This is a genomic window from Nocardioides pacificus (assembly GCF_054775955.1).
This window is the reverse complement of record NZ_BAAHCI010000005.1, coordinates 1614927-1627536: the sequence shown is the minus strand read 5'-3', so window position 1 is coordinate 1627536 and position 12610 is coordinate 1614927. Positions and strand designations below refer to the sequence as shown.

The window sequence follows — 12610 nt, the reverse complement described above, 5'->3', positions numbered from 1 at the left end:
TCAACCTACGGAAGGGTAAGTTAGCCCCCATGGACCCTCGCCTCTCCGAACTGCGCCACGAAGCCGGGGATCACCTGCGCGAGGCCATCGCCGACATCAAGCCCAAGCTGCGCGGCTGGCTGCACCTCGGCACCGTCCCGGCCACGCTGGCCGCGGGCATCGTGCTGATCGTGCTCTCCCCCACGACGATGACCCGGATCGGCTCGATCGTGTTCATCGCCTCGGCGATGATCCTGTTCACGGTCTCCGCGATCTATCACCGCGGGACCTGGTCGCCGAAGACGTGGGCGTTCCTGCGGCGCTTCGACCACTCCAACATCTTCATCCTGATCGCCGGCTCCTACACGCCGTTCAGCCTGCTGCTGCTCGAGGGCCAGCAACGCACCACGCTGCTGGTGGTGGTGTGGACCGGCGCGATCCTGGGCGTGCTGTTCCGGGTCTTCTGGACCGGTGCACCGCGCTGGCTCTACACGCCGATCTACATCGCCCTGGGCTGGGCGGCGGTCTTCTTCATCCCCGCGATGGCGGACGGCGCGCGCACCCTCGGGACCGCCGGCGTGGCCGCCCTGGTCATGGTGATCGTGGGCGGGCTGCTCTACACCTTCGGCGGCGTGGTCTACGGGCTCAAGCGTCCCGATCCGTGGCCCCAGTGGTTCGGGTTCCACGAGATCTTCCACACCCTCACGATCCTCGCCTTCGCCTCGCACTACATCGGCGTCTCCCTGGCGACGTACTCCCTCAGGTAGCCCTATCGGAACCGCCGGGCGAACTGCCCCGGCGTCATCCCCGTCACCCGCCGGAAGTCGCGGGTGAAGTGGGCCTGGTCGGCATAGCCCAGGTGGGCCGCGGTCGCGGCGAGGGTCTCGTCGCTCCTGCGCAGCCGCTCGGCTGCCTCTTGCAGGCGCCGGCGCTGGATCAGCCACTTCGGGCTCAGTCCGGTACGACGCCGCAGCAGCCGCTGGAGTCCCCGCTCGCTCAGCGCGAACCGCTCGCAGAGCTGGTCGACGCGCAGCAGCTCGGGGTCGTCCTCGACGTGGGCCACGATCTCGTTGACGAGCAGGCCCTCCTCGTCCACGGGCAGCAGAGTCCGCAGCAGGTCGGCGCAGGCGTCCATCGCCTCCCCCTGAGAGCCGGGAAGCTCGGCACCGCCGGCCATCGCAGCTCGCACCCGGGCGGCGACCCGCTCGCCCGGCTCACCCAGCGCGACCGCGAGCTCGTCGTGACGGTCGGTCCAGCGAGCGACCGACCCGCCGGTCAGCAGCGAGCCGGCCGCCGGCTGCAGCATCACCCCCACCGCCCAGCCCGTCCCGGTCAGCGTCGTCGAGGAGAGCCCCGAGACGACGCCGTAGAACCGCGCGTAGTCGGGGGTGACGACCATCAGGCAGACGGGGTACTGCAGCACCTGCTGGGTCGACTCCTCCCCCGGCGGGACACTCCACAGCGGGATCCAGAAGCGCTGCAGCAGGTCGGTGAGCTCCGGTGGCGGCGCGTGCCGCTCGATGCGCCAGGAGCGGTCGGCGGGATCCACCAGGTGGGCCCGCTCGACCGGATCGAGGCGCTTGTCGGATTTCATCAAGCACAGCCTCTCGCACCGCGCCTACATTTCGGTGCATGGACACCTCGACGCTCCCCGCCACCGACTTCCTGCGACTCACCGGCCCCTTCGGCGCCGTCTGCGACCGGCTGCCCGCCGCGGCCTGGGACCAGCCCTCCCCGTGCGAGGGATGGACCGCCCGCGACGTGCTGCGCCACGTGATCGACACCGAGCGCGAGTTCCTCACCCTGCAGGGCGTGGAGCTCCCCGAGCCGCCCCCGGACGCCGAGCCGGCCGCTGCCTGGCACGCTCACACTGACGCCCTCGCTGCGGCGCTCGCCGACCCGGCCGTGGCCGAGCGAGAGTACGACGGGCACTTCGGCCCCACGACCGTCGGCGACACCCTGCTGCGCTTCTACGGCTTCGACCTGGTCGTGCACCGCTGGGACCTCGCGACCTCGGCCGGCCTCGAGGAGCGGCTCACGGAGGAGGAGCTGGACTTCGTGGAGTCCAGCGCGGCCGGCTTCGGCGAGGCGCTCTACAGCGAGGGTGTGTGTCGACGCGGCCCCGAGGTCCCCGCGGACGCCGACCGGCAGGCCCGGCTGCTCGCCCTGCTCGGCCGCCGAGGCTGACCCGTCACGCCGACCCGCTCACGCCGTACGCCCCACCGCTTCGGCGACCCACCCCGGACGATCGTCGCCGAGCAGTCCCTTGCTCCGCAGCAGCGGCATCACGCCCTCGGCGAACCAGTAGGCCTCCTCGACATGCGGGTAGCCGGACAGCACGAACTCGTCGATGCCGAGGCGGTGGTAGTCCTCGATCCGGTCGGCGACCTCCTGGTGGCTGCCGACCAGGGCCGTCCCCGCACCGCCGCGGACCAACCCGACACCGGCCCACAGGCCCGGCGAGATCTCGAGGTCGTGCGCCGAGCGGTACGACGAGCGCCCGCCGTGCAGCGCCCGCATCCGCTGCTGGCCCACGGACTCGCTGGCAGCCAGGACGCGCTGTGCCTTGTCGATCTCGCGCGGGTCCAACGCATCGAGCAGCCCCTGCGCCTGCTGCCAGGCCTGCTCGCTGGTGTCGCGGGACAGGGTGTGGACGCGCATCCCGAACCGCGGCCGGCGCCCCTCGGCTGCGGCGAGGTCGCGGATCCACGCGACCTTCTGCGCCACCTGCTCGGGCGGCTCACCCCAGGTGAGGTAGACGTCGGCGTGGCGGGCGGCCACGGGCCCGGCGGGCTCCGACGACCCACCGAAGTAGATCTGCGGCAGCGGGTCGAGCTCGCCGCGGACCTGGGCCCCCTCCACCTGGTAGTGCTCCCCCGCGAAGTCGAACGGCGCCTGGGTCCAGGCCCCTCGCACGACCGAGAGGAACTCGTCGGTGCGGGCATAGCGGGCGGCGTGGTCGAGGTGGTCGCCGAAGCGGCGCTGCTCGACAGGCTCGCCACCGGTCACGACGTTGAGCAGGAGCCGGCCCTCGGAGATCCGTTGGAAGGTCGCCGCCATCTGGGCTGCGAGCGTCGGGCTGGTGACGCCGGGACGGAAGGCGACCAGGAACTTCAGCCGCCGGGTCTCGCGGATCAGCGCGGCGGTCACCAGCCAGGCGTCCTCGCACCACGTCCCGGTGGGCGTCAGCACTCCCTCGAACCCGAGCTGGTCGGCGGTGCGCGCCACGCTCGCGAGGTAGTCGATGCTCGCCTCGCGCATGGCCGTGGCGCTCCCGTCGCCTCCTGTCGGGAGTCCCACTCCCTGCGGGACGCTGTGGCCGCCTCCGACCAGGCCTCGGGAGTCTCCGGTGGTGGGCAGGAACCAGTGCAGCTCGATCCTCATTCGTCACTCCATCTCGGTGGTGGTCCAGCTGCGCAGGACCGTGTCGTCGTAGCGGTCGGAGAAGAACGGCGCGACCTCGAACTCGTCGGGCAGCAGCCCTGCGGCCACGAACGCGTCGGCCATCGCCTGCTCGGATGCGATGACCTCCTCGTCGAGCGCCACGGGGGTCGCCACCCGCCGTTCGGCGGCGCGCGTCGTCACGGGCAGCGGCAGTCCGGTCTCCTCCGACCAGACCGCGGCCCACTCCTTGCGGTGGGTGTTGCTCCAGACCTTGGCCCGGGCGAGGCGCGCGAGGTAGTCCTCGATGCCGGCCGCCGTCGCCTTGTCCTCGAGGGCCTCGGGGGCGGCAGCCTGGAAGAGCATGCCGTTGACGAGACCGGCGCCGTCGGCGATCACGCGGGCGCCGTGCTCGAGCTCGGCCTGCGCGGTGTAGGGGTCCCAGATCGCCCAGGCGTCGACGTGGCCGGCACTGAAGGCGGCCAGCGCGTCCGCGGGCTGGAGGTACTGCACGTCGACGTCGTCGAAGGCGACGCCCGCCTCCTCGAGCTGGGCCAGGAGGTTGTAGTTGGCCGAGCTGCCCTTGGCGACGGCTACGTCCTTGCCCTCGAGGTCCGCGACGTCCTCGATCCTCGAGTCCTCCGGCACTACGATGGCGTCGCCCTCGGCGCCCATCGTGTCGCCGGCGACGACGAGGAGGTCGCTCCCGGCCGCCGCTGCGAAGAGCGGAGGCGTGTTGCCGACCGCGCCGACGTCCACCGCGCCGGCGTTGATCGCCTCCAGCAGGGGCGGGCCCGAGGTGAACTCCTTCCACTCCACCTCGTAGGGCAGGTCGTCGAGCTCGCCGGCCGCTGCCAGCAGCGCCTTGGACCCGCCCTTCTGGTCGCCGATCACGAGGGTCACCTTGGCGAGGTCGACGCTGCCGTCCTCGCGGACCGCGTCGGCGTTGCGCCCCTCGGCACCGGCGCAGCCGGCCAGCACCGTCGCCGCCACGACGGCGACCGCGGCGATGCGGGCCCCCGGGCCGACGCGCCTCATGCCGCACCGCTCTCGGGACGCCGAGCGGCGCGCGGATCGTGCGCCACCGGGTCCACGCCGAGCGCGCCCAGCACCTCGCCACGCAGCGATGCCACCCGCGGGTGGTCGAGCCGCTCATCGCGGGGAACGGTCACCGGCCACTGCGCACCCACCCGGCCGTGGTCGAGGACCAGCACCCGGTCGGCCAGGGCCAGCGCCTCGTCCACGTCGTGGGTGACGAGGAGGACGGCCGGACCGTGACGCTCCCACAGGTCGATGACGAGTCGGTGCATGTCGATGCGAGTCAGCGCGTCCAGTGCGCTGAAGGGCTCGTCGAGCAACAGCAGGTCGGGCTCCCGCACGAGCGCCCGGGCCAGCGAGGCCCGCTGGGCCTGGCCGCCGGAGAGGTGCCCCGGCCACGCGCTCGCCTTGTCGGTGAGCCCCACCTCCCCCAGCGCCGTGCGGGCGAGCGATGCGCGAGCGCGGCGTCGGCCCGGATCCGGGGCGTTGGCGAGAGCCAGCGCGACGTTGGCCTCCACGCTGCGCCACGGCAGCAGCCGCGGCTCCTGGAAGGCCACCGAGACCGAGCCGTCCACGGCCAGCTCCGTGGCCGACGCCGGGTCGAGGCCGGCGAGGGTGCGCAGCAGAGTCGACTTGCCGGAGCCGCTGCGCCCGAGCAGGGCGACGAACTCTCCACGCCGGATCAACAGGTCGAGCCCTCGCAGGACCTGCGCGGCGCCGTAGGAGCGGTGCAGCTCGGTGACGGTGGCGACGGATGGGGCGTCGGGGTGGGTGGTGGTCAGGAGCGCCATGCGAGCGCCTTCCTTTCGATGAGTCGGACGAGGGTGTCGGTGATCAGGCCGAGCAGGCTGTAGACGGCCAGCCCGACCACGATCACGTCGGTCTTGAGGAACTCGCGGGCGTCGTTGATCAGGTAGCCGAGCCCGGAGTCGGCGCTGACGGTCTCGGCGACGATCAGCGAGAGCCAGGCGACGCCCAGGCTCTGCCGGAGACCGACCAGCGCCTGCGGCAGTGCGCCGGGGACGATCACGTGGCGCAGGCGCTGGGCGCGGGTGAGGTCGAGGGCGTGGGCGGCCTCGAGCAGGCGGCGGTCCACGCTGCGGATGCCCGCGAAGGTGTTGAGGTAGAGCGGGAACGCCACACCCAGGGCGATCAGCGCGACCTTGGGTGTCTCGCCGATCCCCATCCAGACGATGAAGAGCGGGATCAGCCCGAAGTGCGGCAGCGTGCGGAGCATCTGCATCACCGGGTCGACGGCGTCCTCCCCCAGCCGGGACAGCCCGGCGACCACGGCCAGCAGCAGTCCCGCGGTGGCCCCGATCGTGAACCCGACGACGACCCGGGTCACCGATATCGCAGCCGCTGCCTGCAAGGTGCCGTCGGCGAGCAGCTCGGACCCGGTGGCCAGGATCTGCCACGGGGAGGCGAGCACGTCGGCGGTGAGGATGCCGGTGCTGCTCAGGGCCTGCCAGCCGAGCACGAGGAGCACCGGGCTGACCCAGCGGCGCAGCCACGAGAGGCCGGTACGGCGACGGGGGCCACGGCGCTTCTCCGCCGGCTCGGGCACCGCAGGCGCGACCGGCGGCGACGCCAGGGTCGTCATCGCGCCACCGAGGTGTAGGCGCCGTCGTGATAGACCAGCGGCGCGCCGGCCCGGCTCATCCGGACCTCTGTCACCCGGGCGAGGACGACGACGTGGTCCCCGGCCGGGACGTGCTGCACCACCTGGCAGCCCAGGTAGCCCGCGCAGCCGTCGATGAGCGGCTCCCCTCGCGGCGCACTGCGCCAGGTCACACCGGCGAACCGGTCGATGCCGCTGGTGGCGAACGTGCTCGCCAGCCAGTCCTGGTCCTCGGCCAGGAGGTGGACGGCCACCCGGCGCGAGCGCGACACCGTCCGCCAGGCCGAGCCGGACCGGGCGACGGAGAAGGACACCATCGGCGGGCGCAGCGAGACCGAGGCGAGCGACGTCGCCGTGAAGCCGGCCGGTCCGGCGTCGCCGGGAGCCGTGACGACGACCACGCGGGCGGCGTGGTCGCGGAAGACCGCTCGGAACAGGTCGTCGGTCACCGGGCCCGGGGGCTCGTCGTACTCGGGGATGCGGAGAGTGCTCAATGTCGCCACCTTCGAGTTGTAAGTTGACTAACTTGGTAGGAATACTAGACACAGCGACGGGACGTCACGCAAGGCGGCTCGCGGAGTGGACCCCCAGCAGCGGGTGAGAAGGAGGCAGAACGATGAGGAATCTCGTACCGTCGGGCCAAGTCGACGCAGGACCGACCCGGGTGGTGGTCGTGGGAGGCGGAGCCGCAGGGGTGATCACCGCGAGCGGCCTGCTGCGCGCCGCCGGCCGGGCGCGACCGGTGGACATCCTGATCGCGGAGAGGGACGAGGGCTTCGGCCCGGGGCTCGCCTACCGCACCCGTGACCCGCTGCACACGCTCAACAACTTCGCCGGACGACTGAGCGCGGTGGAGGGCGATCCCGACCACCTGCTGCGCTGGTGCGCCGCGCGAGGCATCCCGGCCGAGCCCACGTCGTTCCTTCCCCGGGCGCTCTACGGCGACTATCTCGCCGAGGTGCTGGACGCGACAGACGTGCCGGAGGGCAGCATGCTGCGCCGGGCGCTCGGCACGGTGAGCGATGTCCGAGAAGGGCCCGACCGCGAGCTCAGCGTCGAGCTGGCCGAGGGATGGGCGACCCCGGCCGACGTGGTCGTGCTCGCCCTGGGGAGCCCCCCGCCGCGTCCGCTCGCCCCGTCCTGGCGCCGGCACGCGCCGGTCCACGACGACCCGTGGGCGGAGGACCTCACCGCCTCGGTCGCCGGCGCTCAGCACGTCCTGCTGGTGGGGACCGGACTGACGATGGCGGACGTCGTCGCTCAGCTGCATGCAGCATCGCCTGGGACTCGCTTCACGGCCGTCTCGCGCAGCGGTCGACTCCCGAACGCCCACCGGCTCGGCAGTCAGCGCCTGCACGACGTGTTCCACCCGGGGGCGTCGACCCTCGACGAGCTCGTCGACCGGGTCAGTCAGCGGATCAACGAGCTGGCCGAGGTCGGCGGCGACTGGCGCGACGCCGTCGACTCGCTCCGCGTCCACGCCAACGACCTGTGGGCGATCCTCTCCCCTGCCGACCAGGACCGCTTCGTGGCCGAGACGGCCCGTACTTGGGAGACCCTGCGCCACCGGATGTCACCGACGATGGCGACCCACATCTCGCAGTTGCGTGCGGACGGCGTGCTGCGGGTGACCCGGGTCGACGAGCTGGAGGAGGGGTCCTTCGACCACGTCGTGAACTGCACCGGGCCGGCGCCGGTCCCCACGCCCGGCTGGAACCCGCTCGTCGACGCGCTGCTGGAGCGCGGCGCACTCCGGCCCCATCGGCTCGGACTGGGCCTCGATCTCGACCCCGACGGCCGCATCGTCGGTGCCGACGGGCTGGTGGACCCGCGGGTGTACGTCGTGGGCGCGGCCCGGCGCGGCGTCGAGTGGGAGGTCGCCGCGATCCCGGACCTGCGCGCCCAGTCCACCGGGCTGGCCGACCACCTGCTCGCCTCGCGAGCGTCCTTCCAGGTCGGCTAGAGGTCGCGGATCGGCACGTCGTCCATCGACTCCTCGCTGCGACTGAGGTTGATCGCCGCGACGATCAGCCCGCCCCACAGGATGATCATCGCCAGCAGCATCATCACGATCGCTCCGGTGCTCATCGTCCTGCCTCCTTGGTGAAGCCGTCTGAGGTTCGGGGGCCTCGTGGCCCGATCGGGTCGTCCGGCGGTGCGGCCAGCGAGGTGCCCCTCTTCCAGGGCAGCACGGTGAGCGCGGCGGCCACCACGATCACCGTGGCGACGGCACCCCAGCCGACAAGCAGGATCATCCAGGACGGGTACTCCTCATAGGAGTCCTTCAGCTCGTCGTAGAACTCCTGCCCCAGGATCAGCGTGAGCACGATCGGGATCACGATCGCGACCAGAGCCCACCACCAGCCGGCAAGCTGGATGGAGCCGTTCCGGTTGAGATGTCCTTCGAGCGTCGGCAGCAGTCGCAGCACCCAGGCGACCACCACGATGCTGACGATCGCGACCAGCAGGATGCCGAACTTGTTGATGAAGTTGTCGAGGATGTCCAGCACGTGCAGCCCGCTGGTGGTGCTGAAGAGCACCATGCTCACGAGTGCGGCCGGCAGCCCGACCACCATCACCGCGGCCACTCGGCTGAGCTCGAACTTGTCGCGCACCGCGGCCACGACGACCTCGAGCACGCTGACCAGCGAGGTGAAGCCGGCCATCACCAGCGAGCCGAAGAACAGCACGCCGATCAGCGCGCCGGCCGGGGCCTCGGAGATGATCGTCGGGAACGCGATGAAGGCGAGCCCGATGCCGCCTGCGGCGACCTCGTCGACGGCAACGCCCTGCGCCTGGGCGATGAAGCCGAGCGCGGCGAAGACGCCGATCCCGGCCAGCAGCTCGAAGCCGGAGTTGGCGAAGCCGACGACCAGGCCCGAGCCGCTCATGTCGGTGCGCTTCCCGACGTAGGAGGCGTAGGTGATCATGATGCCGAAGCCGATCGAGAGCGAGAAGAAGATCTGGCCGTAGGCCGCAGCCCACACCGAGGCGTGGCCGAGCGCCGACCAGTTGGGCGAGAACAGCGCGTCGAGACCGTCGGCGGCCCCCGGGAGGAACAGTGAGCGCACGACGAGCGCACCGAAGGCGAGCACGAGCACGGGGATGAACACCACGGCCGTGGACCCGAGACCGCGCTGGACGCCGAGGGCCATCACCAGCAGCGTCGCCGCCCAGACCAGGAGCAGCGGCAGCAGCACCCCCGGGACGACGTCGGTGCTGATCTCGAAGTCGCCGACCTGGAGGAACTCGCCGCCGAAGAAGGCCTCCGCGTCGTTGCCCCAGGCCTCGTCGACCGAGAAGAACATGTAGCGGATGGCCCACGCGATGATCACCGCGTAGTAGATGCCGATCACCGCGCAGATGCCCGCCTGCCACCAGCCGATGCCCTCGGCCCAGCCCCCGGCGCGCCGGAACGACAGCGGCGCGGAGCCGCGGTAGCGGTGGCCGATGGCGTAGTCGAGCAGCAGGAACGGGATGCCGGCCGTGAGCAGCGCGATCAGGTAGGGCAGCACGAACGCCCCGCCGCCGTTCTCGTAGGCGACGTAGGGGAAGCGCCAGATGTTGCCGAGCCCGACGGCGGAGCCGATCGCGGCCAGGATGAAGACGCGACGAGACGCGAACGCTCCGCGCTGCTCCTCGTGCGCGTCGGCGGCTGCCGAGTGGTCGGTCACTGATCCTCCTGAGGTCGGTGTGGTTCCCAGAGCATGCTCCACCCCGACGGCGTCGCGCTAGACGTCCACCCGGACACCTTCGCGCGCGCTCTCCGCCTCGTCCTGCGGATCGCTCTCCCGAGTACGGCGCCAGGCGACGCCGGTGGCCACCAGCATGATCGTCGCGGGCACCGCCCACGACGGCACGCGCGCCGCCCACGCTGCAGCCGCCTGCTGGAGTCGGAACTCCAGGTCGACGGTGTCGCCCATGCCCAGCACGCCGGTGATCCCGGCGGTGCCGTCGAAGCGGAGGAACAGTACCCCGACCCCGACGAACATCACGCCCGCCAGCAGGGAGGTGCTGTGCACGCTCAGCCGCAGCCAGGGCGCCCACCGGGGCGGCCCCAGCGTGAGGGTGCGTCCCCGCAGCCAGGGCCGGGCACCCAGGTCGAGGCGGTCCCACAGCGCCGCCAGCACCAGCAGCGGCGCGGCCATCCCCAGGGCATAGACGGCCAGCAGCGCGCCGCCCTTCCAGGGGGTGTCCTGGGTGGCTGCCACGGTGAGGATCGCTCCGAGCACGGGCCCCGAGCAGAACCCCGCGAGGCCGTAGACGCCGCCCAGCACCAGGGTGGGCAGCCAGCCGGCCCCCGACCGGGCCGCCGCGAACCCCTGCAGTCGTCCCGCGAATGGCATCGCGAAGCTCCGCCCGAGGATCTGCAGCACCCCCAGCCCGATGATCGACCAGCCGGCGACGGCGATGAGCGTGGAGCGGTGGCCGTAGAAGAGCGAGGACGCCGCGCCGGCACCGGTCCCGAGCGGGACCAGTGTGATCAGCAGACCGAGGTAGAAGACCAGCGTGCGCAGCACCAGTGCCCGCTTGCTCGCGAACGCGTAGGCGAAGAACGAGGGCAGCAGCAGTGCGCTGCACGGCGAGAGGAGGGCGAGGACTCCGGCGGCGAACGCCGCCAGGAGCCCGACCTCCATCACGAGGCGGCTCCGCTGGCCTCCTCGATGACCTGCTCGAACACCTCCGTCGGCTGGGCGCCGACGATCGGCGTGCCGTTGATGAGGAACGACGGGGTGCCCGTCACCCCGATCGACTGGCCCTCCTCGAAGTCCGCGTCGACGAGCTTGCGCACCGGCTCCGAGTCCAGGTCGGCGCGGAAGCGCTCGACGTCGAGGCCGATCTCCTCGGCGATGCCGGCGACGTGGTCCTCGGTGAGGCGCCCGCTGTTGGGCGGCAGCTGATCGGCGAACATCGCGTCGTGAAACTCCCAGAAGGAGGCCTGCGCGGCCGCCGCTCGGCCGGCCCGGGCAGCGAGCACCGACTCCTCACCGAGGTAGGGGAAGTCGCGCCACTCGATGCGCAGGACGCCCTCGTCGACGTACTTCTCCTCGAGGGTCGGGGCAGTGTCACGGGCGAACTTGCCGCAGAACGGGCACTGGAACTCCGAGTAGGCGATCATCACCACAGGGGCGTCCACGTCCCCGATGGCCATCGGGTCGCCCTCCTCACGACGGACGATCTGCTCGAGTGGGTCGTCGGAGCCCTCGACGCCGCTACGGGGACTGCTGCCCCCGGGGACGACGTCGGCGGCCCGCTGCGGCTCCTCCTCGCCGCCCGAGGCGACGACGATCAGGATCAGCGAGATCATGGCGATGACCGCGACGGCGATCGGGACGAGTGGGCTCTTGCGATCAGACACGCGATGCCTCTCGGTCGGGGGTGATGGTGCAGGAGAGCTCGCCGCGCAGGCGCTGGCGCAGGGCCCAGGCCAGCAGCGCGACGGCGACAGCCTGGAGGACCGGCTGGACCGGCTCGAACCAGGTGAGGGCGCCGGCGCTGCCCAGCGCGACGAGGACGAGCTTGTTGCAGACGGGGCAGCCGACGGCGAAGTAGGTCAGCAGGCTGCCGGCCCAGCCGCCGCGCGTGGAGCCGCGGTCGGTGGGGGTGGACTCCGGCCCGGTGACGTACGACGCGACGAGCAGTCCGGCGAGCACGGACGAGACGAGCAGCGACGGCCAGGCCCACCAGGTGGGCGGGATCTCGCGTCCGAAGACGGGGTTGTCGATGAGGTCCGTGGGGATCGCCACGGCGAGCACGAAGAGGATCGCGGCTCCTGCGGCGGCGAGCCAGCGCCGTACCGGCCAGGCGCGCAGGGCACTCAGGGTGCTCAGGGTGCTCAGGGCCTTCGGGGCACTCGGGGCCTTCGGGGCACTCATGGAAGGGCCCCGATCTCGACGCGATGGCCATGGGTGCGCCACTCCAGCATCCCGTCCTCGAGCCGACGGGCCGGCACTCCTTCGGCACCCAGCAGGCGCACGGCGTCGTGAGCCAGCACGCAGTAGGACCCGCGACAGTAGGTCACCACGGGCAGCGACAGTGCTCGCAGCGAGTCGGCTGCCGCGGCCAGCGCCTCGAGCGGCAGGCTTCGCGCACCGGGGATGTGCCCGGCGGCGTACTCCTCGGTGGGGCGCACGTCGATCACCTCGACCGCCTCCTGCTCGATCAGGCGCTCCAGCTCGACCCGGGTGACCAGGTCGACCTCGCCGGACCCGGGCACGTCGAGGTAGGCCTGCAGGGCCCGCTCCACGTCGGCCGAGCGCTCACGGGCGACCGTGCGCATCGCGTCATAGAGCCGGGCGACGTCGTCGCCGGCCAGGCGGTAGTGGATGCGGGTCCCCTCGCGGCGGGTCTGGACCAGGTTGGCCAGCTTGAGCACCTGCAGGTGCGCCGAGACCGTGCTGACGCCCATGCCCGCCGCCTGGGCGAGAGCGTCGACGGTGCGCTCTCCTTGCGCGAGCAGCTCCACCAGCTCGAGGCGGCGGGCCGAGCCGAAGGCCTTGCCGACCACCGCGAGCTGGTCGAAGACCTGACCTCTGCGTTGCATGCTGTCCATCAATCCTCCAATGATCTTTGGAAGACCGTAGCAAGCCG

The 12610-nt window shown here is 71.9% G+C and carries 15 protein-coding genes; 3 read left to right on the top strand and 12 right to left on the bottom strand.

The genetic code is table 11. The features are described 5' to 3' along the window. Positions 1–29: 29 nt before the first annotated feature. On the top strand, positions 30–746 hold the full coding sequence (gene trhA, locus ACYU7L_RS10440; protein ID WP_460795911.1) for a PAQR family membrane homeostasis protein TrhA: 717 nt from the start codon (positions 30–32) through the stop codon (positions 744–746). A 2-nt stretch (positions 747–748) separates the two neighbouring features. Here trhA and ACYU7L_RS10435 read toward each other — a convergent pair whose 3' ends face one another. After that, positions 749–1573, bottom strand: coding sequence for a helix-turn-helix domain-containing protein (locus ACYU7L_RS10435; RefSeq protein ID WP_460795909.1), 825 nt, complete (start codon positions 1571–1573; stop codon positions 749–751). A 38-nt stretch (positions 1574–1611) separates the two neighbouring features. Here ACYU7L_RS10435 and ACYU7L_RS10430 point away from each other — a divergent pair, with 38 nt between their 5' ends. Next, on the top strand, positions 1612–2166 hold the full coding sequence (locus ACYU7L_RS10430; protein ID WP_460795907.1) for a TIGR03086 family metal-binding protein: 555 nt from the start codon (positions 1612–1614) through the stop codon (positions 2164–2166). Between the two features lie 18 nt (positions 2167–2184). Here ACYU7L_RS10430 and ACYU7L_RS10425 read toward each other — a convergent pair whose 3' ends face one another. From ACYU7L_RS10425 to ACYU7L_RS10405, 5 genes are read right to left on the bottom strand one after another with little or no spacing between them, the layout of a single operon-like run. Next, a complete protein-coding gene (locus ACYU7L_RS10425) occupies positions 2185–3363 on the bottom strand; it encodes an LLM class flavin-dependent oxidoreductase (RefSeq protein ID WP_460795905.1) in 1179 nt (392 codons plus the stop codon). Between the two features lie 3 nt (positions 3364–3366). After that, on the bottom strand, positions 3367–4398 hold the full coding sequence (locus ACYU7L_RS10420; RefSeq protein WP_460795902.1) for an ABC transporter substrate-binding protein: 1032 nt from the start codon (positions 4396–4398) through the stop codon (positions 3367–3369). Continuing rightward, positions 4395–5189: an ABC transporter ATP-binding protein gene (locus tag ACYU7L_RS10415; protein WP_460795899.1), complete on the bottom strand. Its 795-nt coding sequence runs from the start codon at positions 5187–5189 to the stop codon at positions 4395–4397. Before ACYU7L_RS10415 ends, ACYU7L_RS10420 begins: the two co-directional genes overlap by 4 nt. Next, positions 5177–6001 (bottom strand): ABC transporter permease, encoded by an 825-nt coding sequence (locus ACYU7L_RS10410; RefSeq protein ID WP_460795897.1) that lies wholly within the window; start codon positions 5999–6001, stop codon positions 5177–5179. The genes ACYU7L_RS10415 and ACYU7L_RS10410 overlap by 13 nt, the downstream gene beginning before the upstream one ends. Further along, a complete protein-coding gene (locus tag ACYU7L_RS10405; protein ID WP_460795894.1) occupies positions 5998–6513 on the bottom strand; it encodes a flavin reductase family protein in 516 nt (171 codons plus the stop codon). Before ACYU7L_RS10405 ends, ACYU7L_RS10410 begins: the two co-directional genes overlap by 4 nt. Positions 6514–6635: 122 nt before the next feature. Between ACYU7L_RS10405 and ACYU7L_RS10400 the strand changes: the two genes are divergently transcribed. Continuing rightward, complete coding sequence (locus tag ACYU7L_RS10400; RefSeq protein WP_460795892.1) at positions 6636–7982, top strand: FAD/NAD(P)-binding protein; 1347 nt, start codon at positions 6636–6638, stop codon at positions 7980–7982. Here ACYU7L_RS10400 and ACYU7L_RS10395 read toward each other — a convergent pair. Genes ACYU7L_RS10395 through ACYU7L_RS10370 form a run of 6 tightly spaced genes read right to left on the bottom strand, consistent with a single transcriptional unit; the run spans position 7979 to position 12563 of the window. Then, the gene (locus ACYU7L_RS10395; RefSeq protein WP_460795890.1) at positions 7979–8107 is read right to left on the bottom strand and encodes a methionine/alanine import family NSS transporter small subunit; all 129 of its coding nucleotides are present in this window, start codon (positions 8105–8107) and stop codon (positions 7979–7981) included. The two genes, ACYU7L_RS10400 and ACYU7L_RS10395, sit on opposite strands and share 4 nt — an antisense overlap. After that, the gene (locus tag ACYU7L_RS10390; RefSeq protein ID WP_460795888.1) at positions 8104–9693 is read right to left on the bottom strand and encodes a sodium-dependent transporter; all 1590 of its coding nucleotides are present in this window, start codon (positions 9691–9693) and stop codon (positions 8104–8106) included. The genes ACYU7L_RS10395 and ACYU7L_RS10390 overlap by 4 nt, the downstream gene beginning before the upstream one ends. A 57-nt stretch (positions 9694–9750) precedes the next feature. Then, positions 9751–10656 (bottom strand): cytochrome c biogenesis CcdA family protein, encoded by a 906-nt coding sequence (locus ACYU7L_RS10385; protein ID WP_460796650.1) that lies wholly within the window; start codon positions 10654–10656, stop codon positions 9751–9753. After that, positions 10656–11378, bottom strand: coding sequence for a DsbA family protein (locus ACYU7L_RS10380; protein ID WP_460795886.1), 723 nt, complete (start codon positions 11376–11378; stop codon positions 10656–10658). The genes ACYU7L_RS10385 and ACYU7L_RS10380 overlap by 1 nt, the downstream gene beginning before the upstream one ends. Then, the gene (locus tag ACYU7L_RS10375; RefSeq protein ID WP_460795883.1) at positions 11371–11895 is read right to left on the bottom strand and encodes a hypothetical protein; all 525 of its coding nucleotides are present in this window, start codon (positions 11893–11895) and stop codon (positions 11371–11373) included. Before ACYU7L_RS10375 ends, ACYU7L_RS10380 begins: the two co-directional genes overlap by 8 nt. Next, complete coding sequence (locus ACYU7L_RS10370; RefSeq protein WP_460795882.1) at positions 11892–12563, bottom strand: ArsR/SmtB family transcription factor; 672 nt, start codon at positions 12561–12563, stop codon at positions 11892–11894. Before ACYU7L_RS10370 ends, ACYU7L_RS10375 begins: the two co-directional genes overlap by 4 nt. Positions 12564–12610: the final 47 nt, after the last annotated feature.

Bases quoted from the DNA above. Each gene is read 5' to 3' on its own strand.
- trhA (WP_460795911.1), top strand. From the start codon at position 30: ATGGACCCTCGCCTCTCCGAACTGCGCCACGAAGCCGGGGATCACCTG.
- ACYU7L_RS10435 (WP_460795909.1), bottom strand. From the start codon at position 1,573: ATGAAATCCGACAAGCGCCTCGATCCGGTCGAGCGGGCCCACCTGGTG.
- ACYU7L_RS10430 (WP_460795907.1), top strand. From the start codon at position 1,612: ATGGACACCTCGACGCTCCCCGCCACCGACTTCCTGCGACTCACCGGC.
- ACYU7L_RS10425 (WP_460795905.1), bottom strand. From the start codon at position 3,363: ATGAGGATCGAGCTGCACTGGTTCCTGCCCACCACCGGAGACTCCCGA.
- ACYU7L_RS10420 (WP_460795902.1), bottom strand. From the start codon at position 4,398: ATGAGGCGCGTCGGCCCGGGGGCCCGCATCGCCGCGGTCGCCGTCGTG.
- ACYU7L_RS10415 (WP_460795899.1), bottom strand. From the start codon at position 5,189: ATGGCGCTCCTGACCACCACCCACCCCGACGCCCCATCCGTCGCCACC.
- ACYU7L_RS10410 (WP_460795897.1), bottom strand. From the start codon at position 6,001: ATGACGACCCTGGCGTCGCCGCCGGTCGCGCCTGCGGTGCCCGAGCCG.
- ACYU7L_RS10400 (WP_460795892.1), top strand. From the start codon at position 6,636: ATGAGGAATCTCGTACCGTCGGGCCAAGTCGACGCAGGACCGACCCGG.
- ACYU7L_RS10395 (WP_460795890.1), bottom strand. From the start codon at position 8,107: ATGAGCACCGGAGCGATCGTGATGATGCTGCTGGCGATGATCATCCTG.
- ACYU7L_RS10385 (WP_460796650.1), bottom strand. From the start codon at position 10,656: ATGGAGGTCGGGCTCCTGGCGGCGTTCGCCGCCGGAGTCCTCGCCCTC.
- ACYU7L_RS10375 (WP_460795883.1), bottom strand. From the start codon at position 11,895: ATGAGTGCCCCGAAGGCCCCGAGTGCCCCGAAGGCCCTGAGCACCCTG.
- ACYU7L_RS10370 (WP_460795882.1), bottom strand. From the start codon at position 12,563: ATGCAACGCAGAGGTCAGGTCTTCGACCAGCTCGCGGTGGTCGGCAAG.